The 22041-nt window shown below is 67.6% G+C and carries 11 protein-coding genes and 1 pseudogene; 6 read left to right on the plus strand and 6 right to left on the minus strand.

What is annotated here, in order from left to right:
• Together PPSIR1_RS37860 and PPSIR1_RS37865 are read right to left on the minus strand one after the other, a co-directional pair.
• The coding region (locus PPSIR1_RS37860) for a phospholipase D-like domain-containing protein (protein WP_006976572.1) at positions 1-1351 on the minus strand (1351 nt) is incomplete at its 3' end.
• Positions 1348-2919, minus strand: a complete 1572-nt coding sequence (locus tag PPSIR1_RS37865) for a hypothetical protein (RefSeq protein ID WP_053335495.1) — start codon at positions 2917-2919, stop codon at positions 1348-1350. The genes PPSIR1_RS37865 and PPSIR1_RS37860, both read right to left, overlap by 4 nt.
• A gap of 269 nt (positions 2920-3188) precedes the next feature.
• On the opposite strand from PPSIR1_RS37865, the gene PPSIR1_RS37870 reads away from it, so the two are divergent.
• The 3 genes from PPSIR1_RS37870 to PPSIR1_RS45030 are packed head-to-tail and all read left to right on the plus strand — an operon-like array spanning position 3189 to position 5832.
• Complete coding sequence (locus tag PPSIR1_RS37870) at positions 3189-3698, plus strand: hypothetical protein (protein ID WP_006976573.1); 510 nt, start codon at positions 3189-3191, stop codon at positions 3696-3698.
• The gene (locus tag PPSIR1_RS37875) at positions 3695-4873 is read left to right on the plus strand and encodes an AIPR family protein (RefSeq protein ID WP_006976574.1); all 1179 of its coding nucleotides are present in this window, start codon (positions 3695-3697) and stop codon (positions 4871-4873) included. Before PPSIR1_RS37870 ends, PPSIR1_RS37875 begins: the two co-directional genes overlap by 4 nt.
• Complete coding sequence (locus PPSIR1_RS45030; protein ID WP_006976575.1) at positions 4870-5832, plus strand: restriction endonuclease; 963 nt, start codon at positions 4870-4872, stop codon at positions 5830-5832. Before PPSIR1_RS37875 ends, PPSIR1_RS45030 begins: the two co-directional genes overlap by 4 nt.
• Positions 5833-6068: 236 nt before the next feature.
• Here PPSIR1_RS45030 and PPSIR1_RS37885 read toward each other — a convergent pair whose 3' ends face one another.
• Positions 6069-7202, minus strand: coding sequence for a tyrosine-type recombinase/integrase (locus PPSIR1_RS37885; RefSeq protein ID WP_006976576.1), 1134 nt, complete (start codon positions 7200-7202; stop codon positions 6069-6071).
• Between the two features lie 304 nt (positions 7203-7506).
• Here PPSIR1_RS37885 and PPSIR1_RS51395 point away from each other — a divergent pair.
• Positions 7507-7950: pseudogene (locus PPSIR1_RS51395) on the plus strand (carboxypeptidase-like regulatory domain-containing protein); the annotation flags it as partial.
• A 195-nt stretch (positions 7951-8145) separates the two neighbouring features.
• Complete coding sequence (locus PPSIR1_RS47060) at positions 8146-9600, plus strand: carboxypeptidase-like regulatory domain-containing protein (protein WP_232296612.1); 1455 nt, start codon at positions 8146-8148, stop codon at positions 9598-9600.
• A 75-nt stretch (positions 9601-9675) separates the two neighbouring features.
• Here PPSIR1_RS47060 and PPSIR1_RS37895 read toward each other — a convergent pair whose 3' ends face one another.
• Positions 9676-10920 (minus strand): IS256 family transposase, encoded by a 1245-nt coding sequence (locus PPSIR1_RS37895; RefSeq protein ID WP_086002051.1) that lies wholly within the window; start codon positions 10918-10920, stop codon positions 9676-9678.
• 79 nt (positions 10921-10999) lie between these two features.
• Here PPSIR1_RS37895 and PPSIR1_RS37900 point away from each other — a divergent pair, with 79 nt between their 5' ends.
• Positions 11000-12247: an ISL3 family transposase gene (locus tag PPSIR1_RS37900; RefSeq protein WP_006976579.1), complete on the plus strand. Its 1248-nt coding sequence runs from the start codon at positions 11000-11002 to the stop codon at positions 12245-12247.
• A 173-nt stretch (positions 12248-12420) separates the two neighbouring features.
• On the opposite strand, the gene PPSIR1_RS37905 is transcribed toward PPSIR1_RS37900, so the two are convergent.
• Positions 12421-16515 carry an Eco57I restriction-modification methylase domain-containing protein gene (locus PPSIR1_RS37905; RefSeq protein ID WP_045117556.1) on the minus strand — a complete coding sequence of 1365 codons (4095 nt, stop codon included), beginning with the start codon at positions 16513-16515 and terminating at the stop codon, positions 12421-12423.
• Positions 16516-16553: 38 nt separating this feature from the next.
• On the minus strand, positions 16554-22041 hold a 5488-nt coding region (locus PPSIR1_RS50575), incomplete at its 5' end, for a helicase-related protein (RefSeq protein ID WP_006976581.1).

Raw genomic sequence — 22041 nt, forward strand, 5'->3', positions numbered from 1 at the left:
GGATGGGCCCGCCGGCGTCGAAGCTGGCTCGGCTCGCGCGAGCGTGCTCGGCAAAGCGGGTCACGGCTTCGAGGTCGTCGAGGGTCGCGTAGCTCGGGTTGTCGGTGTGCTCGGCGCACAGCTGGCGGAGCAGGGGCAGGGCCGTGTCTTGGCCCCACACGGCCGCGTTGAGCTCGGTGTGGTCCGCGTCGAGGCTGAGGTCGACGAGGTTGGCCGAGCCGATCGTCAGCCACTCGCCGTCGACGATGCACAGCTTCGCGTGGGTGTAGATCTCGCGCAGGCGGTGCTCGCTGCCGTCGGTGCGGGCGAGGGCGGCGAGGGTGAAATTGGGGAAGGCGCCGAGGCGGTCGAGGGCGAGGAAGGTCGAGCCGTAGCGGTGCGCCAGGGCCTCGGCGCGGCTGCGCTGGGCGAGGGCTCGGACCTCGGCGCGCGCGCGGTAGATGGCCGCCATGGGCACGCCGGGGACGATCATCACGACCCGGACCCCGCGCTCGAGGGCTCGGGTCAAGGCGCTCAGCAGCTCGAACTGGCCGGGGTGCTGGTTCTCGATGTAGACGGTCCGCCGAGCGGCCGCGAAGGCGCGGCGGTAGTGATCGAGGATCGTCGCCTCGGCCGAATTGTCGCCGTAGCAGCCAGGTCGCAGGGTCCGGGCCAGCTGGACCTCGACGGCGCCCCGGGGCGGGGGCACGCGGGTCGGGAAGGGCAGGGGGCCGGCCCGCTCGGCGTCGGGCCAAGGGGGGGCCTCGGGGTCCTGGCGGGCCAGGTTCCAGCGCTGCACGAAGTTGTGCTCGGCGTCGGCGACGGCCGGGCCCTCGAGCTCGAGGAAGGCGTCGTGCTTGTGCGGGCCGCGGTGGTGCCCGCGGTGGGCGAGGGTCGAGGTCGAGAGCACCATGCCGCCGACGAAGGCGACGGCGTCGTCCTCGTAGGCGTCGACGAGGTAGGCCTTTTGGTGGTGGCAGTGGGCCCGGTCCTCGCCCGAGCTGTCCCAGCGCGCGGCCCAGGCGGCTCCCCAGGCCTGCAACTGCTCGCGGTCTTTGGGCCCTCCGCCAAACACGTGGGCCGTGCTGAAGAAATTGGGGTTGCGCCAAAACAGCACGCGCACGTCGACGCCGCGGGCCTCGGCCTCGGCCAGGAGTTGCCACCAGGGCGTGCCGTCGGGGAAGCGAAAGCCCGGCTCGATGAACGAGACGATCGCCCAGATCCGCGACCGGGCAGCGCGAAAGGCCTCGGCGAGGCGGTTGTAGAAGGGCACGCCGTCGATCCACGGGGTCACCCGATGGCCGCCGCGGCGCGGGTAGGGTCCGCGGCCCTCGAAGGCCCAGCGCGCGGGGTCGAGCTCGTCTTCTGTCATGGGCAAGGCATGGGCGCGCGGGCATTCAGGCCGAGAGCAGCGCCCGGCGGCAGGGCTCGATGACGGCGGCCAGGGTCTGGGCGTGGACGCGGGCCCGAGCCCGGGGGCTCAGTCGGCCGTGGGCGCCGTCGGCCACGTCGCGGGCTCGCTCGGGGGCGGCCTCGAGTTGCCGGATCCGCGCCTCGGCCTCGACGAAGGCCTCGTCGAAGGCAGCGGCGAGGGCCTCGGCGCTCACGCGCGGCGCGATCCACCGCAGGGTCCGCCAGGCCAGCGCCGCGTGGCGAGCCTCGTCTTCGGCGACGGCCTCGATCACCGGTCGCACGCTCCGGTGGAGCGCAGCCTCGGTCTGCATGGCGAGGGCCTCGGCCACGCCCAGGGTCTCGCCCACGCAGGCCTCGCTGGATCAACCGGCCGATGAAGGCCGCGAGCTCGACCGGCGCCGCGCTGCCGAGGTCGTCGACCTGCAGGGGCCCCGGCCCGAGGGGCTCGCCGGCGTAGGCCGAGGCCAGACCAAAGGCGAGCTGGGCGTGGCGGACCTCGTCTTCGGCCGCGCGCAGGGCCTCGGCGATCAGCGCGGCCCGCGCCCCGAGCTGGGTGAGCTCGGCGACGAAGCGGGCGAAGCTGGCGACGGAGGCGTGCTCGAGGCGGGCGACGCCGAGCCAGTGCGCGGCCAAGTCGGCGTCGCGGGGGAGCTCGGCGCGGGTGGGGCGGGCGGAGCTGGACCAGTCGCTCGCGCCCGCGCGGATCGAGGCGACCCGGGCCTGGCCGCCGGCGAGGCTCAGCGGGCGACCGATGACGCAGCTCATGCCGGCGCAGTGGTAGGGCTCGCGCTCGTCCGTGTAGCTCTGGGCGACGCACTGGCCCCCCTCATCGCCGCAGTCTTTGTCGCCTCGGCACGCGTCCTTCTCCCCGCGGCACTGCAGGGTGGTCGCCGTCCCGCAGCCGTTGTTGTAAAAGCTCATCCCGCACTCGCCGGTGGCGCAGCCGACGTTGGTCTTGCACTCGACCGGCGCGCAGCGGGCGAAGTCGATGTCGAAGCCTTCCGTGACCCCCGGGCACAGGCAGGCCTCGTTCGCGGCGCACTCCGAGTCGTCGGTGCACGGATAGACGCAGCCGCAGTAGGTGCCCATCTGGCCCGCGTCGGCCATGCAAAAGCCGTTGGGGCGATCGGTGCAGTCCGCGTGGCTGTCGCAGTCGCGCCGCATCTGGGTCCCGTCGCAGGCCTGAGCCGTCACGGTGTTGACGCAGGCGGTCGCGGTCGCGCGGTTGATCGCCCCGTCCTCGCAGCGCACGTAGCCCGTGTCCGCCCCGTCGGCGAGGATCGCCGTCGGGTTCTTGCAGTTCGTGGCCTCGACGGGAGGCGCCGGCGGTGGTTGCTCCTCCACGAACACCGGCGGCGCGCCGCCCTCGGCCTCGGCGGGGGTCGTCTCGGGTTCGCTCGGGTTCGCCTGGCTCGTCTGCGAGCTCGGCGAGCCAGCGGTGCAGGTCGCCAGGCTCAGGCCGCAGGCTGCGAGCAGGACGGAGCGGAAGCGAGTGAGCTCGGCGGGCAGGTGGGTCGCGGCACGCATGACTCCACGGTAGCAGCGCTCGGCGCCATCGAGGGCGCCGGAGCCCCAGACTGGAGAACGGGTCGATGGACCAGGGCCCGATCAGCGGTCGAGGGAGATCGACCCCTCGAAGCCGCCGGGAACATCGTCAACCCGTCCACAGACCCCCATCCACGCGTTGACAGGGCGGGCGTCGCCCTGGTGCAGTGGTTGGGTAGCGCCGTGGATTCGGCGACTGCACCCCACAACCCGCGGTCGATGGATGTCGACACGCAAGAAAGAGAGACGAGATGGCGACCAGTCACTTCTGGCCGAATTGTGTTCATTGGAGCCCCGATCCCCTGATCCCCGAGGTCGAGCGCCACGTGCTCGCGTGCTCGGTGGACGGCGTCCCGGCTGACCTGCCCGCGTGCCCGAGCGCGCGCACGCGAATCCCCGGCCGCCGCGGACGAGCGTGGAGCGGCCTCGATCACCGCCTGACCCGGGCGGGCCTGGGGCAGGGGCCCGCGCGCATCACCGTGCTCGCGGCGGCGCTGCGGCGCCTGCCCAGCGGCGAGCTCGAGGTCGAGTTCGAGGCCGGCGACGGCATCGTCGACGGGCGCGGGGACTACGAGGCCCTGGTCGCTCTGCGCGGCCAGCGAGGCGCGGGCGCTCTGGCCCACGCGACCGTCGAGTTCGACATCCTCACCGGCCCCGGCCGCCCCTCGGCGCGGATCATCGCGGACCAGCTCAGCGCCCCGAGCCCGCGGCGACCGAGCCCGACGCGTGAGGGCGAGGGCGAAGGCGAGGTGCGCTCGTGACCGCCCACCAATTCCACCCCAAGTTCGTGCGCCGCATCCCCGACCCCGTGTTCTCCGGGGCCGAGCGGCACATCCTGATGTGCGCGGTCCAGGACGTGCCCGAGGGCATCCGCAAGGACCCCAACCCGCGCGAGCAGAAGATCGATCGCTCGATCTGGAAGGAGATCAAGCGCCACCTGTTCAACGAGGAGGGCTCGCCGAACACCTTCCACCTCAAGAACAAGGGCATCACGCTGATCGCCTCGAAGGTCCGCAAGCGCGAGGGCAACGTCATCGAGGTCGTGCTCGAGCCCGGCGACGGCATCGTCGACGGCGGGCACACTTACGAGCTGATCGTCGAGAACCTCGCTCGCCTGCGGGCGGTCCAGGACGAGACCGGCGCGCTCAACCAGTTCGTCAAGTTCGAGATCCTGACCGGGGTCGAGCGCCCGCTGGCGACGGAGATCGCCGGCGGCCTGAACACGGCGATCCAGGTCCAGCGCTCCTCCCTCGAGAACCTGCGCGGCAAGTTCCAGTGGATCAAGGACGAGCTCGAGGGCACGGGCTTCGCCGACAACATCGCCTTTCGTGAGAACGACGCGGGCAAGCACGACATCCGCGAGATCATCGCGTGGCTGGACTGCTTCAACATCTTCGCGTTCCCCAACGACGGGGACGAGCACCCCGTGCGCGCCTACATGTCCAAGGCGACGGTGCTCGACGCCTACTGCGACAACCTCGAGCAGTACCAGCGCCTGCGCCCGGTGCTCCGCGACATCCTGGTGTTCCACGACATCGTCAGCCAGGAGGCTCGCGACCGCCACAACGAGCGCGGCGGCAAGGCGGCGAACCTCGCCTTCGTCGAGAAGCGCAAGTCCGGCAAGTACAAGTTCGCGTTCTCGGGCAAGGAGGACCGCCACCGGCTCTCGCGCGGGGCTCTGATGCCGATGCTCGCGGGCTTTCGGTGGATGCTGACCACCGACGAGGACGGGAGGGTGTGCTGGCGCGGCTCCTTTGACGAGGTGCTGGCGCTGTGGCGGCGCGTGGGCGGGGACCTGATGAAGGCCACGCAGCGGACCTCCGAGGGGGAGAACCGGCGCACCCACGCGATCGGGCGCAGCGCGAACCACTGGGAGACCATCCACGGCATCGTGGTCAAGAAAGAGCTGATGGCTGCGGCCCGCGCCCGACGATGAGCGCTGCAAGGGACGCCGGCGCGCGGTCCCCGAGCCTCGACCAGTGGCTCACCCACGCGCTCGGCGACGACGGCCCCAGCGAGGCGGGCCAGGCCGCGGCGAAGCAATCTAGCTACTGCTTCCCATCGACCCGACTCCTGCTCGAGTACCGCCGCACGATCGCGGCGCGGCCCGAGGGGGAGGTTGTCCAGCTGATCGAGCGCCTGCTCTTGCCTTCGTGCGCGCTGGGCATCGATCACCGCCGCAGCGAGGGGGCGACCCTCGCCGGCCTCGACGGCCACCCGGCCGCTCAATACCGACGCCGACTCGCCCAGTGGCGCAGCGGCGCGAGCACGGCCTTGCCCTGGGAGGGGCTGACCTGGCTCATCGACCTGCTGCCCTTCTCGCCCCGCCTGGCCGTCGAGATCATCGACGCCTACCTGCTCGTGCACGGGGGCGAGCTGCCCGACGAGCGGGCCCAGGGCCTCGACGACGCTCGCGAGCTGATCCTCGCGCGCTTCATCGAGGCGCCGGCCGTGGGCGAGGGCGGGCTCGAGACCCTCCGCGGGCTCCGGCCGCGGGAGCTCGAGTGCGTCGTCGCCCAGCTCTACGCGCGCATGGGCTACGGCGTCGAGCTGACCCCGGCGACCCGCGACGGCGGGCGCGATCTCATCGCCCGGCGGTCGTGGCTGGGCGCGGCGGAGCACTTGCTGGTCGAGATCAAGCAGGTCGGCCAGGTCGGCGTCGAGATCCCGCGGGCGCTGCTGGGCGTGGTCATCTCCGAGCGCGCCAACAAGGGCGTGGTCGTGACCACGGGCAGCTTCTCGGCGCCGGCGCGGGCCTTTTTGGCGGCCAACGCCATGGAGGGCATCGCGGGCGTCGAGCTCGTCGAGCTGCTCAACGCCCACTGCGGGCGCGGCTGGGGCCGGCGCGTCCCGGCGATGATCGACGGCGCCCTCGCGCGCTGGACCCGGCTCTGAGTTCTACTTTGCCCCCACAGGCATCTGAGGACCGGGGGCGCTTCGTCGCTGTCCGCTCCTCCGCTTTGGCTTGGTGGGCAATGGGGTTCGTGCCTTCGAGAAGGCTGGTGGTCGCCCCCGCAAGCGGGGGCGTGGATTCCTTGACAGCCTGTGGTCGCCTGCTCCAGAACGCCAGCTAGCGCCCCATACGGTCCCTATCCTGCCTTCGCCCCGATCCCTGTGCTGCTCATGTGCTCCTACTCAGCATCAGGACGCTGGTCCCCATCCGAGGACGGGTCCAGCCGCTGGATCATCGCGTCGCCCATGCCGTCAGCGAGGTGGGCATAGCGCATCGTGACCACGATGCTCGAGTGCCCGAGCCACTCCTGCACCTGCCGCATGGGGATCCCCCGCATCACCGCGTGTGACGCGAAGGTGTGTCGCAGCACGTGTGTGTGGATCTGCCGCAAGCCGACGGACTTGGCGATCGCCTTGACCGCGTTGTTCGGCTGACGGTGGCGCAGCGGCTCCCCCGAGGAAAGTTGCGAGAACACGAGCTCCCCGCGAGCCTGACCTCGCCATGATCGCAGCGCCTCGAGGGCGTCCAGCGTCAGCGGTACGTCCCGCGACTTCCCGTTCTTGGGCGACGCGAAGCCGTGCTTGTCGCTGTGCGAGCGCTGCACCCGGACCCGTCCACGATCGAGGTCGAGGTCTTCACGCCACCGAAGCGACTTCATCTCTCCCAGTCGCAGCCCGGTCCGCATCGCCACGACCATGTAGATCGGCCACATCCCGCCATAGAGCTCGTAGGCCCAGGCCCCTTCGAGAAAGAGCTTGGCCTCCTTGAAGTCGAGGAAGTCGAAGCTCGGCGCGGCCAACTTGGGCAACACGATCTCGGGTACCTCGCTGATCAGCTTCCACCGCTTCGCCACGCGGAGCATCCGCCCGAGCAGCTTGAGATGGTCGTTGACCGTCTTGGGTGCCAGCTCGAGCTGGCTCTGGCTCACCTTGAAGGCATCGATCACGCGCTCGTCGATCGCGTCGAGGCGACGTCGACCCAACGCGGGCAGCAGATGCGTGCGAAGGATCGACTTCTTCCAGTCGATCACTCCCGGCTTGTTCATCGTCGCCTGATAAGCCAGGAACTCCTCACTGAACTCCTTCAACGTCGGTACTTTTCGTCGCTTCGCTCCTCCCTTCAGGATCTCGCCCGACACGAGCTGCTTACGCAGCTCTCGCTCGTACTGCTCGGCACCCCGCTTGGTCTGCACGGGGCTGACCTTGCGGATTGTCTGCTTACGCCCGTCGGGCCAGGTGTGCTCGATGTGGACCATCCACCGCTCGTGCTGGCGCCCTTGCTTGTCGCGCCACTTTCGCTTCCTCACGCTCATCGCTGGTTCCTTTCAGCGATGCCGAGGTCTTGGCGAGACAAGGCTAGCATCGATCCCCGCTTGGGGTAGGGGCCTGGGCTGTGCGCGCGCGCGGTGTCCATGCAATGACACTGGCGCAGGGGCGGAATGGGTTGCCAGCCTGCTGCGTGAATGGGAGCCAACACTCGGTCCCCTGCCTTCCCGACAGGAAGACCCCATCTCTGTGCCTGCAAACGTGCCCAGAGAACCAGGCTCATCTGCATGGTTCTCCTGCGGCTCACGAAAGCCCGCGAAATACACCACCAAACAGGGCATCCTCATCTCGATGTTGTTCGCTCCGGAGCGTCGCCCAACACTTGGGCGGTCCATCGCGCTCAGCCTCATCGCCTTGGCGGCGTGCCCCGATCGCTCGGATTCTTCTCCAGACCCATCAGCCCCACCTCCCCAGTCGGCCGAGGCAGGCCCTAACCACACCTGGGACCCCTACGCCCGGATCACCCACCCAGAGGCGCCCCCTCAACGTTCTCAGCACGCCCAGGCCTCGGTGCGAGGACGGCTCCTCGACGCCCAGGCCAACCCGATCACCGGGGCCCGAGTCTGTGGCCGCCCTCTGGTCGACCCTGGCGGCTGCGCCCGCTCCGACTCCCGCGGTGACTACCACCTGGAGGGCCTTCGCGCAGGACCGAACCGCTTGGGCGTTGACGCCCCCGGCTTCGCGTTGAGCGAGCGACGGCTCGAGCTGGCGCCAGGTGAGCGCACCGAGCCTGTGGACTTTGAGCTTCGCCGAGGCGAGCAGGGGGGTCCGAGGGGAGTGCTCCGAGACATCTATGGTGAGCCCGTCGCCGGTGCCCAGATCTCGACGCGAGGTACCCGCTCGATGACTGACGAGCGCGGTCGCTTCAGGCTCGGGCCCGACGCCGACTCTGAGCGGATCTGGATCTCTGCCTCTGATCACCTCGAGATCATGCGGAGCGCACCCGCGCTCGGTCTCATCGAGTTCGTCGCCGTACCCGAGTCGACCATCTCGGGCAAGGTCCTGCACGCGCGCACGGGGGCCCCCGTCGCGGGCGCCAAGGTCTCGTCCATGGCTCAGAACTCCCTGAGCTTCGAGTCGACACAGACCGACGAGGCCGGCGCCTTTCGCCTCCGTGGCCTCCCTCCAGACGACTACGAGGTCTCCGTCGAGGGCTTCGGGGTCAAGGGCGAGGCCGCCAAGCCCCTGCGCCTGGGCTTTCGGGAGCACCTGGGCGGGGTCGTGATTCAGGCGCATCCAGGGGCCCACGTCGCGGGGACGGTCGAGCTCGGTGACACGGGTCGCGCCTGCAGGGGGTGGGTTCGGCTGCGCGCGCGAGGCCTCGAGTACGCAGGCAGCGGCCTCGAGACGTCGCGGATCGACGATGGGAAGGTCGAGTTTGAGGCTCTGAGCCCGGGGACCTATGACGTGACCATCGACTGCTATGGGCATCGAGAGTTCGAGAGCCCGCCTCTCATCGTCCGCGAGCGCAACATCGGCAACATCCAGTGGCGGGTGCCCGTCGGCTCGGAGCCAGAGCCAACGGTGCCCATGAGCGAGAGCGAGCCTCGCTGGACAGGCGCCGTTCGTGGCCGCGTCATCGATGAGCAGGGGCTCCCCGTCTCGGGGATCAACGTCAAGCCACGCTACCCAGGCAAGCGGGTCAGTCCCGCCGAGACCCGCACCGACGCTGACGGCAACTTCCTGCTCGACAACCTCCCCTCGGGGCGCCTCGAGTTCCACGTGTACACGGACTGGCAGCGGTGGTGGAGGGCGGACCTCGGCATGCTCTCGGGTCAGGAGATCAAGTCCATCAATGGCTCCCTCGTCGAGGCCGAGATCGTCATCGAGTCGCGCCATGGTTCGCTCATGGGGGGCTTCTTCGATGAGCAGGGGCTGCCCGTCGCCGGCGCGCTGGTCGTCGCCTTCGAGTCCTCGGACTCGTTCTCCCCCGAGTTGAAGCCAGTCTTCTTCTGGAAGCACCTGGGAGAGTTTGCCGTCACCGACGAAGGCGGCCGCTTCATGTTCGAGGGCCTTGCCGAGCGCGAGCACGCCGTCTACGCCTACCGCCCTGGGGGCGGTGAAGCGAGCGCGAGGCTCATCGAGCCTGAGAGCTCGCTCGAGCTCACCATCACCCCGGGAGGCACCCTCGCGGGCACCGTCACGGGACTGGACGGCGCGAAGCTCCGCTCGTTCTACGTGCGCGCCAGGGACACAGAGGAGCAAGTGTTCGTTCACCACGGGTTTTGGCGGACCAACGGGGAGTGGCGCTTCGACAACCTCCCCGCCGGGCACTACGAGGTCAGCGTGGAGGTCGGCGAGTACGCCGCGGAGGTCGAGGTCGAACTTGGCGAGGGCGAACACCAAGAGGGCATCGAGCTGCGGCTGGCGCCCTCGAGTGAGTGACTTCGACTGAGGAGGCCGAGTCCCGGCTCGAGATATTGTCAATTCCTGTGGATCGGAGATCGCCGAGCAGCATGATCAGGCGGCCTCCTCCTCGCGTTGTTGTTGGATCCCGTCGACGAATTTCACGCCCGCTCGAACGAGCGGCAGCAGCATGCGACCGTCGAGTTTCCGCCAGCGCCGCTCGGCCATGTCGAGCAGTTTGAAGGCCATGGCGATGCCCTTGGTCCTCGAGCCAGCGCCCTTCGTGACTCGTTGCCGTAGACGGACCGTGGCGAAGGCTGACTCGATCACGTTGGTGGTCCGCATGTGCTTCCAGTGTTCGGCGGGCAGCTCGAAGAGCGTCAGCAGCTTCCCTCGGTCTTTGACGAGGCAGTCGACCGCCCGCTGATGCTTCGGGGAAAACTCGGCCTCGAAGGCCTCGAAGCCCGCGCTGGCGTCCTCCTTGGTGTCCGCGTACATGATCTCTCGGAGCATCTTCTTGGCCTTGGGCTGAAGCCGCTTGGGGAGCTTGTCGAGCACGTTGCCCAGCTTGTGGAACCAGCAGCGCTGCTCCTTCGTCTCGGGCCACACGTCGCGGACCGCAGCCCAAAAGCCGAGCGCGCCGTCGCCTACGGCGACCACCGGAGCCCGCATCCCGCGAGCTCGGAGCGAGCGCAGCACCGAGGCCCAGCTGTCCTTGCTCTCGCGGTAGCCGTCATCCACGGCGAGCAGCTCCTTGGTCCCATCCGGCCGTACGCCGATGATCACGAGCAGACACAGCCGATCTTCCTCGAGACGGATGTTGAGGTGGATCCCGTCGGCCCAGACGTAGACGTAGTCGCGCTCCGACAGGTCTCGCTGCTTCCAGGCCTTGTGCTCGGCCTCCCACTTCGCCGTCAGCCGGGTGATCGCCGTGGCCGACAGGCCCGAGGCTTTGTCGCCGAGCAGGGACTCGAGGGCGGGCCTGAAGTCGTTGGTCGACAGCCCGCGCAGGTACAGGAGCGGCAGCACCTCAGCCACCTTCGGGGACTTGCGCATGTAGGGCGGCAGGATGTGACTGGTGAACTTCTGGCGCTGGCCATCGACGACGCGCTTGTCGTTGACCCTCGGAGCCGCGACCTCGATTGTGCCCACTGCCGTGGTGAGCGAGCGGGCCCTGGCCTTGCCGTTGCGGACGACCTTGCGGCGGCCGTCCTCGCCGCGCTCGTGCTTGTACTTGTCGATGTAGTCCTCGACCTCGGCCTCGAGGGCCGCGAGCAGCATCCGGCGGGCTCCTTCGCGGAGGAGCTCATCGAGCTGGGTCTTGTAGCTGGTGTCGCTTTGTGCGTCGTTGTCGATTATCGGGGCTTCAGGATTTTGAGTGGGTCACCCCGCAGGGAACCCTGGTACGCCCCCTCCAGCCCAGGCATGCTGAGAGCCCGTGCGCGACCGAGACCTCTACGCCAAGCTCCTCGGAATCGAAGACCCCTGGTACGTCCGCGACGTCGATCCGCGCCTCGAGGCTGGGGAGGTCGAGATCTTCATCTCCCGAGACGAGCGCGCCGAGCTCCCGTGCCCAGTCTGCGGGGCCGCGGCCGGGCGCTACGACACGCGGACTCGCACCTGGAGGCACCTCGACACCATGCAGTACAAGACCCTCCTGACCGCCGAGGTCCCGCGGGTCAAGTGCGCCGAGCATGGCGTCAAGCAGCTGAAGGTGCCCTGGGCCGAGCCCGGCTCGAGGTTCACCGCGATGTTCGAGGCGCTCGTCATCGACTGGCTCAAAGAGGCCAGCGTGTCCGCCGTGGCGAGGATGCTGCGCATGACCTGGGACGAGGTCGACGGCGTCATGACCCGAGCCGTCGCGCGGGGCCTCGAGCGCAGGCAGTCCCAGCCTCTGCGCAACATCGGCATCGACGAGACCTCGTTCCAAAAGCGCCACGAGTACGTCACCGTGGTCTACGACTGCGACCGCAAACACGTCATCGACGTCCTCGACAACCGCCGCCAGTTCGACCTCGAAGAATTCTACTTTGGCACCCCCCTCGAGCACCTTCAGAGCCTGGAGTCGGTGTCGATGGACATGTGGGGGCCCTACGTCCAGGCGACGCTGATCCACGTCCCCGACGCGGAGCGGAAGATCGCCTTCGACCGCTTCCACGTCGCCAAGCACATCAACGACGGCGTCAACAAGGTGCGGGTCGATGAGCACGCCGAGTTGCGCGAGCTCGGAGACCGGACCCTGACGGGGACTCGCTACCTGTGGCTGAAGAACCCCGAGAACATGACGGCCAAGAGCCGGCTTCGCTTCGAGGCCCTGCGCGGGAGCTCGCTGCGAGTAGCGAGGGCGTGGGCGATGAAGGAGGCCGCGCGCCAGCTGTGGAGCTACGAGCGGCGGGGCTGGGCGCGGCGGGCTTGGAAGCGGCTCATCGGCTGGATGGCGCGGTCTCGACTACCGCCGATGGTCAAGGTCGGCCGGACCCTGCGGGCGCACCTGTGGGGCATCGTGAACGCGATCGTCCTCGGGGCAACGAACGCCTCACTCGAAGCGGTGAACTCGAAGATCCAGGCGCTGAAGAAACGGGCGTGCGGGTATCGGAGCCGGGCTCGGTTTCGGAGCGCGATCTTGTTTCACTGTGGGGGACTCGAGCTCTATCCGAGCGCTCATCTCGTCCACACGAATTCCTGAAGCGCCCGATTATCTTCAGCATGGGTGGCGTCTCCTTCCCCAGCGTCAACTGGGGGTTCTCGTGGTGGTTCACGAGGCAGGATACGCCGCCTGCTTCATGTCCTCGGAGATCTGCCCGATCCACAGATTTTGGTAGTACCTCCCCGGCTCGACATCCTGACAGCTGCTGAGGACTAGCTGGACGTGTCTGCGGCGGCCTGCTCGTGGTTGAGGGCGGCGAGGCGCTCGAGGTAGGCGCGGCGGGTTTCTGCTGGGGGGACATGGCGCCAGGTCCCGTCGATCCACGGGCGGTCGAAGGTCCAGGGGCCGTGGAGGTCTTGCCAGTCGTACTCGCTGAGGATCGCCAACTCGAGGGCGTGGTGGGCTTCGCGGAGGCGCTGGATCGAGGGGTTCTCGCAGCGGGGGCTGTCGAAGAGGTTGTAGAGATCTGTGGGGCCGCCAACCTCGGCACGAGTGAGGCCGTGGCGATCGGGGTGGAGGAGGATGTCCTTGCGCAGGTCGAGGAGGGCTTGGCTGGGGGGCGTCAGGCGACGCTCGACGGCGCCGGGGACGTTGAGGGCAGGGGAGCGGTAGGGGGTACCTTCGAAACGGGGGGCGGGCCAGGGGAAGGGAAAGTAGGGAAATACTTCAGTCGGGGTAAAGCGGAGATCGGACTTCAGACTAGAGCAGGCACGACGGACAAACGTCTCGAAGAGTAGAGATGTCAGTAGGCCCAGAACACTGTGCGAGGATGAGGGGACGACAAATAGTTGATGGGTTGGTTTGACGCCCAGTCCATTTTTGTGATCGACACGCTCGATCGGCACTGGAGCAATAATCTTGCCGACTGCGCCAATCACAATCACAGTATCCTCAGTTGTCCATGCGAGACGGAGCGCAGGTCGCGGCTTTTCAAACAGCCACCAACGCTCCCGGAGAATTGCATTGCCTTTTGTCTGAGGGAGTTCCAGTCGTTCTTGCCGAACTGAGCTACGTAATTCGTTGTACAAGAAGCGGAAGTTCTTTGTGAGCCACTGTTCCTGGACACTAGCCGTGGCATTCTCCATGTCCGCGCTGGCCAGAACATCTGAAAAGTCGATCACAACACGAGGGGGCAAAGGCTGAGGCTGCTGCTGGACATCCTGGTTGTTGAGATATAGGAAGACTGGACCGAGTTCCCGACGGGGTACTTGTTTTATGAAGTCTACCGGCCGGTCAAAGTCACCACGGGGAATCATGCCTTGAAACGCAAGGTTTTTGCGACCTGGGAGCTTAGCCATCTCGACTTCGGGGCCACTGTCGAGAAAACTCGAAATAGAACTCTCCTGAGGCCGCGCGATCAAGGAAAGTATGTTCCCGTCGTCGTCGACTGACTTCAGAATATGACGTATGGCGACCCTGCTCGCCTGTTCGCCCCGAACGAGGTGTAGCGTTGCTATATGAACAGAAGCCTCCCCTGGCCACGGCCGCGATGCGCTACATCGGTATATATGGAAGGTGCCAGATTCTCCATGGACTAGTGGCACGATGGACAGCCGTCGTAACTTACCCTGAGAGACAGAATTTGGGGCGACGAGCCCCATCGATGCTTTGTCCCCGAGTAACCTTTCAAGTCGCAGGATAAAGGCGCCCGTGAGATCAATGACCCCACCAACTTGGAGTTTCAGGTAGTTAACACCGTCTGCGCCGAGTACTGCTCGCTGCCCCTGACTACCCAAAAATGGAGGGTTGGTCATGGCTGATTCAAAGCCGCGATTTTCCCGGTGAAACACATCGTAGAACTCCAGTGGCCAGTGAAACACTCGCAGATCCCGCGCCATGGCCCGTACGCGCTCTCGCAACATCTGCTGCTTTTTCTTCAGCTTGCCCGTCCCACCAAGTAGCCCTACCCAGGTCTCCTCAACCGTTTCCTCGGGCCCAACGATCGCTTCCCACAGGTCACCCTCCCGCCGTCGATACCAGTCGTACAAAAACGCTAGATCCCAGGTCCAACGTAGTGTGTCCTCAAGTTCCTGCGTGACAGCATAGAGCTGTGCTCGTAGCTCTTGCGGCTCCTCAGACTCCGGGCTCAGCGGCTTCCCAAGCTCTCCCCCCGCCGTTTTCAGTAACCCGGCCGCGGCCTCGCGTGTGACTGCCCCCGCTGGCCGAGAGAGCAGCTGGTGAAGCCCAAGCAGGCAATTCATCACATCGTCGAGGCTGTTGAATTCTGTCGAGAAAAGCTCGCGCTGGCTTTCTCCAGCGATCCCGTAGACCTCCGAAAGAAACCAGCGCACGCCCTCCTCATCAGCTCCGCGCAAGCTGTCCCCGCAGCGCAAGTTCTTGTCCACGAAGGTCAGCGGCGGCGGGTCACTCTCGACTTCGGCCCCTCGGGCCTGCCGCTCAACCATTGTCAGCATCCACAGCGCGAGCTTCCCCAACTCGACGGCCAGGGGCTTGACGTCCACGCCGTAACAGCACGCCTCCACGACCTCCTGCAATCGCCTCGCGGCGTAGCGATCGAGTTCCTCACGATCCCCGGGGTCGACCAGGTTCCAGGGATCGGGCGTGTGCTCGTAGTCCTCCGTGTACTCCTCGGGCCAGACCTCGAACCAGATCGGCTCACGCGGGGCCTGGTAGAGCTCGGCCCAGGCCAGCTCGCGGGCGATCTCCAGCGCGGCGACCGTCAAGAAGTGCGCGCTGCCCATGGCCGGATCGAGCACGCGCAGACCCAGCAGCTCCTCTTGATAACGATCAGCATTCTCGCCTGCCCGCGTCCACGCGGCAGCAAACACCGGCTCGAGGGCCGCGAGCACCACCTCGATCACCAGCGACTCCGGCGTGTAGTGGGCCCCCAAGGCCTTGCGCTCGGACTTGGCCCCCTTCTCCAGGGCCTTGAGCTCCTTCGCCGTGGTCGGTTCGGCGTCCTCTCCTGCACCCTTGCGCGGCTTCCCCTTGAGCGTGAGCTGGACCCGGCTGCTCTTGCCCTTGCCCGAGCGTACGGGGATCATCGCCAGTATCTGCTCGTAGACGTCGCCGAGGATCCGCTGCACGTGGGCGCTGCCTCCCCCGATGGGTTCGGTCTCCAGGGCTTCGAACTCGTAGCGCGTGACCTCACCGAGGGCGAGGGGCTCGAGCTTGCCCAACAGCGCGTCCCAGGCAGCGAGGCGCTTGGTGTCCTTGGCCAGCTTGGGCGTCGCCTTGTCGAGGGCGTCGAGCCAGCCTTTCAACTCGGGCGAAAAGTCATCAGTGGGTCGGTTGCGAAAGATCGAGGCGTGCTTGACCGCCACAGGGATCTGCCTGCGTCGGCGGGTGGGCGAGGCCCCACCGCGGATCGCCGCGGTCAGATCTTGAAGGTACAAAAAAGGCGAATCCTTGGCCTCCTCGCCAGCGGCGACCAACCCGCGCAAGCTCTTACCGGCGTGCACGGGCTTGGTGTAGAGCAGCCCCCGACGCTCGAGGGCGACGACGAAATAGACACGAAAGAGCAGCACGCTGGCGGCCTCGCGCAGCTCGGCCAGGGCCTCGGGGGTCTCGGCCTGGCGGCCGGCGGCGTCCTCGAGCAGGGCGATCGTGGTCTCTAGCGTTTGGCGCAGCTCGCGGCGGTAGCGATCGACGTAGCCCTTGCGATCGAAGGGCTTGAGCTCGTCACGCCAGTGCTCGTCGGCGCTGCGGGCAACCAGGCTGGCGAGACCGCCGAGCTCGCGCGAGAGCACGACGTCCCTACGGATCTCCCCCTTGTTGGCGCGTTCGAGCGCACGGTGCAGGCGCACTGGGATCACGCCGATCGGCGGGGGGCTCTCGTTGTTCTCCCCGGGCGCGCGTCGGGCCACGACATAGAGATCGGGGGCGAGGGCCCCCTTGCCTTCCAGAACCACCAGCAGCACCAGCTGCTCACGAAGAGCCGCGGCTCGAGCCGCGTCATCGCCCGCTTGGCGGCGCACCCAGGTCTCGTGAATGTCGTTGAGGCTGGCCTCTTGCAGGTGCGGATGGTCGGCGCTGGTGCTGAGCAAGAGCACGCCGAACTCGAAGGCCGTGCCCAAGGCGCTGCGCTCATCGGCTTCGAGGCTCAGGTGCGAGCCCGCCAGCCTGGCCTTCTCCCACCATACGAGGTGGCCAAGTTGAGCGGAGAAGTCGAGGTGCGCGTCGGGTTTGGCCAGGCGCAGCTCGGCGAGGATCAGCTCGATGTCGACGGCTTGCGGATCGGCCGCCCAGTCGGTGAGCAGGGCCTCGGTGAGCGCGGCGAGACCGGGCTTGGCGGGCCGCTCGAGCAGGGCCCAGGTGTGGTGGAGGTGACGGCCGAGAGAGCTCATGATCAACGGGTGCAGAGGCAGAGTAACGGGAGAGCTGGTTAGGGAACCACGACGATGTTGAAGCCCCTGGGCTCGACTCGAGAACGGGGCCTGTCTGGATTCTTGGGGAAGCTCTTGAAGGGCCGACGCAGCAGCAGACCCAGGCGACGGTGCTTGGCCACGGTCGCCCAGCTCCCGGGCCACGCCTCCCCAGCAGGCAGCTCGACGAGCTGAATCTCGCTCTCATCGCGGAGCGCCTGGGCGAGGTGCTCGAGGATGATCTCGGCGGCGGCGGTGGGAGAGCTCGGGCCCCGAGGCTCGCCGTTGGGAGCGACGACACCGCTGAGCGTGGTCCAGTCGATGCGCGGATATTGGTCGAGCACGAGCGCACCTTTGCGCGGGAGGGCGCACGCTTCGAGCACGGTGCGACCCGTGTCGGTGCTGATCCGCCAGGCGAGGAGCTCGTCGTCGGTGAGTGCCAGCGCCATCAGGCCGCCGGTATCGGTGACCGAGGCCCCCCAGCGAGTAGCGAAGGCGGCTTGGGTCAGGTCGTCCGTGGCGGTGAAGGGGGCGACGTCGATCCCCGAGCGCAGAGGGATCGAGCGTGGCGCGATGCTTGACCACAGCGAGAGCGCCAGACCACGCAGAGCACCGGTGTTCAGGGCCTCTCCCTCCCCTTCCTCGGGCTCGGCGAGGGCTGTGTGGAGCGCACGGAGCCGGGGAGCCCCGAGCATGCAGGTAAAGCTGCCGTGCGCCGGCGAGGGATCGAGATCGTCCCCAAGGCGGGCGCGAAGCGTGCGCCACAACAAGAACAGCTCCTCGCGGCGCAGGAAGGTCACTGTCTCGTAGGTCAGGTTCCCGTCGAGGGCCTGGCGGGCGTCCTCGGTACCCAAGACCACGGGCCAAGCGGACAGGCCGAAGAGGCGGCGGATCCCGCTGAGCTTGTCGAAGAGCACTGCCCGCACCCGCTTGGCGAAGGCTGTGCGGTGCGCGTCGTCGAGCTTGGGTTCGATCGGCGGGACCGTGAGGTGATAGACGTTGCGTGGTGCCCAGAAGCGCTCCGCGTCAATGTCCAGGGGCTCCCCGGTCTCGGACTGGAGGACGGCGTCGATCAAACGGCGCGCGAGGGCCCGGCGTTCCTGCGGCTGCTCGACCCGGGGGTCGATGCGACGATCGACGCGACCGTTTCGCTGGATCAAGCGCGTGGGGTTCCAGGGGAGATCGTAATGAAGCGCGACGCCGCACTCTTGCAGGTTGACACCCTCGGCTAGGACCTCGGTGGCCAAGAGGGTGTAGAGCGGGTGGCGCTGGGCGTTGGCCAGACGTCGAGCGACGGACTCCGTGGGGGCTTCGGCGATGTCGGCGCTCGTAACGTCGACCTGGTACCAGGGGGAGAAGGCATCGAGAGCGGGGGCATCGATGGATGAGCTGCCCGCCCCGGCCTCGGGGTCGCTATCCGGCGCGTCGTCGTAGCTTGCGTCGCCGGCCTGCGGCTCGCTCGTAGCCTTGGGCTGGTCCTCGCCCTCGCCTTCGTCGTTGGCTCCCGTAGGCTCGACGAGGCGCTGACCGGTGACCTCTCGACTGGTGACGATGGCCGCGTGTTCGACCAGAGAGAGCGCGACCTCGGCGAGGGCCTCTGTGGAGGGCAGCAGCGCGCAGACCCCCTCGGTGTCGAGGGGCGGGGGTAGACGGTCGCGCTCGCCATGACCGAGGGAGGCCAGCACTGCTCGGGCTTCGTCGTCGAGGGCCAGGCAGACCTTGGGGACACGATCGAGCAACCTCGCTAGCAGCCCCTTGACGCGTTTGGTCTGACTGACCGAGAGCGGCTTCACCCCGGGGACGCGGCCGAGCAAGCGCGCGCAAGAACGATGGAGAGCACCCAACAGAGCGCGCAGATAGTCGATCGTGTCGGCGTACTCCGAAAAAATCAGGGAGCGGGGGCCGCCAGGAGCGAGGGCGCGGGCGCTGGGGTCGTTGTCTGCGGCCAAGCGTGCGGCAGCCTGCGCCAGCAGCCAAGCGAGCAGGTCCGCTGCTCGACGATCACTTTGTAGGCGAACCTCTAGCCAGCGGAGCGCCCCGTCGTTGCTCAGCACTGTCGCCGCGACTTTGGCCATGGGCTGGCCCTTGTGACTCCCTAGACCCTCATAGACGATCTCGATCAGACCGTCGCCCTCCTCGTCCTCGCCAAACACCCAGTCGATGCACAGGCGAGCGTCCGCGGCGATGCGAGAGCGCGGCTGAGCGAGGTCTTCGAGCAGGCGATCCACCCAGTGAGTGAGGGGCGCGGGGTCCTCGGTCGAGACGGGCCGGCGCTTGCGCTTGGACTCCTTGGGCCCGGCAGCGAGGTACTCGCGGGCAAGCTCGAGGTCTTCGTGGAAGCGCTCTTCGAGCTTCGTGTCTGCGGCCCAGCCCAGGCCGATGAGGTCGGCGAAGAAGCTCAGACCCTGAGAGGGTTTGCGCGGAGGCTTGCCCAAGCCGAGCAAGCGCCGGAGCTGTTGTTGACGCCGGCCGAGCGCGAGCGGCTCGCCCAGGTGCGTCGCAGCGCGCTCATAGCCCTGTCGGGCGAGCGCGAGCTGGGTGCTGCGATCTTCGTTCAGGGGCAAGGACTGTTGGATCGCCCTGGTGCCGTCGCGTGGCTGGGGGTCCACGAGGGCCTCGACGAGCGCGAGCTCGTAGAGGTTGGTGCGCAGGAGCCCGCGGACCAGGGTCATCAAGAAGGCGTAGGGGCAGCTCTGTAGCCGCTTGACCAAGTTGATGGTCTGAAAGGCGATGAAGTTGGCGGCGCCGATCGTCCGCACGCCAGTCCCGCGGCCCCTGCCGCGGTCGAAGCCCCGCAAGTAGCGAAGCTCGTAGGCAAGCATGCTGATCCCTCGGTCATCGGCGTCATCAGACGTGCCCCTGGCGACCAACTCGAAGAGCGCCTCGAGGATCTCCCGCTCATGGGTTTCATAGTCGCTCTCGTCCCCCTCTTCGCCGGAGCGAATCGGTAGAGGCGCCCGGGGCTGCTTGGGAGCGCGAAACATCTTCGCGCAGTGCTCGAGGCCATCGGTTCGCTCGACGAAGTCGAGGACCTGCCGGCGCGAGCGTTGGACAACGTAGCCCAACAACATCGAGTCGATGCGGGCGCGCGTGTCGAGCTGCTCACTCGCGGAAGTCGGGGTCCCCTCGCGCTCCTCGGCGAGGGTCTTGGCGATTGCAGCAAAAATTCGACCGAGCTCTTCGTGCTTCCCGGCCCAGTCGTAGAGGGGCCCGCCATCTCGTACCTTGGCGCCGGCCTTGCCCTTGAGGGCGCGGTCGAGCGCCTTGAGGTCGTCGATGTCGAGGGCTCGGCTACCGGTCAAGTGCCTGGATGCGATCGCTCCGAGCATGCGCTTGAAGTCGGCCCGGGCGGACCAGCGCGCCTTTGTAGCTGTCGCGCGGGTCCAGTAGCCCACGTCGTCTGGAGCCACGTCAACACGACGCCGCAGCGCGGCGGCGAGATCCCCCGGCCGCTCGCGCCACAGTTGGGCCTTGCCGAAGTGGCCGAGCTGGGTGCTGACGTCTTGGATGCGGTTGTTGAAGGGAGTCGCCGAGAGCAGCAAGATCTTGCGCCCGCCTACACCCCGAAGCTCCGCGTCTCCGGTCTCGTTGAGACCGACCAGCAAGCCTCCCTCCGAACGCGGGCGAACGCGCCAGTTGGTCTCGCTCCATACTGGCAGGGATAGGCAAAAGCGCAGCAGTCGTGTGGCTCGGCCGCCTCCATTGCGGAAGTTGTGGGCCTCGTCGAGGATCACGACTTCACTGCACGCGAGGTGGTGGAGCTCATCGACGACGCTCCTGCGCAGGATCTCCGTGCCCTTCTCGTGGAGCGCCCGCGAGAGGGACTGGTTGGAGAAGAGCCGAATGTCAAGCAGCCCTGGGTCGTCGACGACGGGCTGGAGATTGGGGGTATCTCGAAGCGATGAGCGGACCGCGCTACGGATTTCGGCCGCGTGGCGGAACCACTGAGTCGCCGCTTGCTCGTTGCGACCTCGAGCTCCCAGAACCCGCGCCGGGGCGAGGATCGAGACGCGGAGCGGTGGGAGCTTGGAGATGGAGGTGCCGCGCTCGCTGGCGAGTTCGCGACGGGCGAGCAAGCGCTCACGGATCAGCGCTGATGCTACGAGCTGCGCGACCAGGGTCTTACCGAGGCCAGGCTCATCGGTGAGCATGGCGCCGCGGCTGTGTTGGAGCAGCGCGAGCAACCGCGCCGCGCCATCGATCTGGTAGGCGGAGGGCTTCTTGCCGTGCCAGGCGTCATCGAGGCCGTCGAGGGTGTGGCTGGTGGTCTCGAGGGTGCGGGCGTCGAGACCGAGCGCGAGCTCGATGTTGCGGCAGATCGCCTGGGCAAAGCGACGATGCTCGGCGCGGGTGAAGTCGACGGTCGCGGGGGGCGAGTCCTCGGCTGGGGACAGCTCGGGTTCATCAGGGACGTCTCTGAATTCGTCGATCCGCCTGAGGTGGGGGGGGACTTTCAACAGGTCCGCGACCAGGTTGATCTTGCAGCACGCGGGGTCGACCCAGCGGGCAAAGACCGGGGAGTCGTCGAAGAGCACACGAGCAGTCGCGGCGAGGTCTCCCCCCAGCGATTGTACGCCTCCAGGAGGGTTGGGCGTCGAGAAAGGCGCACCGGAGACGCGGTGGACCGACGCGACCTCGATGTTCGCCTCATCGTGAGGGTCGAGCGCGACCGCGGACCAGTTCGCTGAGCCAGCGAACACGAAGGCGTCTCGCTCGGCACCGTCGTCTGCGGCCCCATGCCCCCGCTCGACGACGTAGAGCTTGGGGTGGAAGATGCGAAGAGGTTGACCATGGACCTGTTGGGCGCCGTGGTGGACCCGTGCACCGCGCTGGAGCAGGTAGAGCAGCAGGCTACCGATCTGCACTGCGAGAGCGCTGGCTTGGTTGCCCCCGCCAAGTTTGGCGAGCGCGGCGGCTTGGAGCTTGGTGAGGGCGCTCGCTTCCTTAGCGTTGAGATCGGCGAGCAACGCCTGGGTCTCGGAGTGCTCGGCGTCGAGCAAGGGCAAGCGGAGGTTGGAATCGACCGCGAATATCGCGTGAATGAGCGTGAGCGCCTTGTCCCGAGTCGAGTCGGTTGGAAGGCGAGCGAGTACCGAGCGGCGCCAAGCATCCGCAGGCTCAGATTGACTGACGCGCCAGCGGCACAGCCACCACCACAGCTCGAGGGCCACTGCGCTTGCTCGGCTGGCGACACCACCGAAGAGCAGGTTGAAGCGCGTTGTTGGCGTCGGGGAGTAGTCGCGGTCGTGGAGATCAGCGATCTCGGCCAGAAGCAGAGTCACTGGGTCATGAAGGTCGTGGGTGCAGATGTTCGCGCCGATGGTGATGACGTCGTAGTCGGGCAGGTTCAGCGGGCCGCCGCGGTTGTCGTCCAGCGAGGGCGCGCCCCAGCCGTCCGGGGGCACCGGGGTCACCGCCTGCTGCGTGCAGAAGTAGAAGTCGCTCGGGTCCGTGCACTCGCGCTGGGCGTAGAAGTAGCGGGTGTACTGGATGAAGAACTGCTCGCGG

It is taken from the genome of Plesiocystis pacifica SIR-1, assembly GCF_000170895.1.
In the GTDB taxonomy this organism is placed as follows: Bacteria; Myxococcota_A; Polyangia; order Nannocystales; family Nannocystaceae; genus Plesiocystis; species Plesiocystis pacifica.

Excerpts from the sequence above, each read along its gene's own strand:
- PPSIR1_RS37885 (WP_006976576.1), bottom strand. The coding sequence starts at position 7,202 with ATGAGCGTGAGGAAGCGAAAGTGGCGCGACAAGCAAGGGCGCCAGCAC.
- PPSIR1_RS47060 (WP_232296612.1), top strand. The coding sequence starts at position 8,146 with ATGCGGAGCGCACCCGCGCTCGGTCTCATCGAGTTCGTCGCCGTACCC.
- PPSIR1_RS37905 (WP_045117556.1), bottom strand. The coding sequence starts at position 16,515 with ATGAGCTCTCTCGGCCGTCACCTCCACCACACCTGGGCCCTGCTCGAG.
- PPSIR1_RS37865 (WP_053335495.1), bottom strand. The coding sequence starts at position 2,919 with ATGCGTGCCGCGACCCACCTGCCCGCCGAGCTCACTCGCTTCCGCTCC.
- PPSIR1_RS37870 (WP_006976573.1), top strand. The coding sequence starts at position 3,189 with ATGGCGACCAGTCACTTCTGGCCGAATTGTGTTCATTGGAGCCCCGAT.
- PPSIR1_RS45030 (WP_006976575.1), top strand. The coding sequence starts at position 4,870 with ATGAGCGCTGCAAGGGACGCCGGCGCGCGGTCCCCGAGCCTCGACCAG.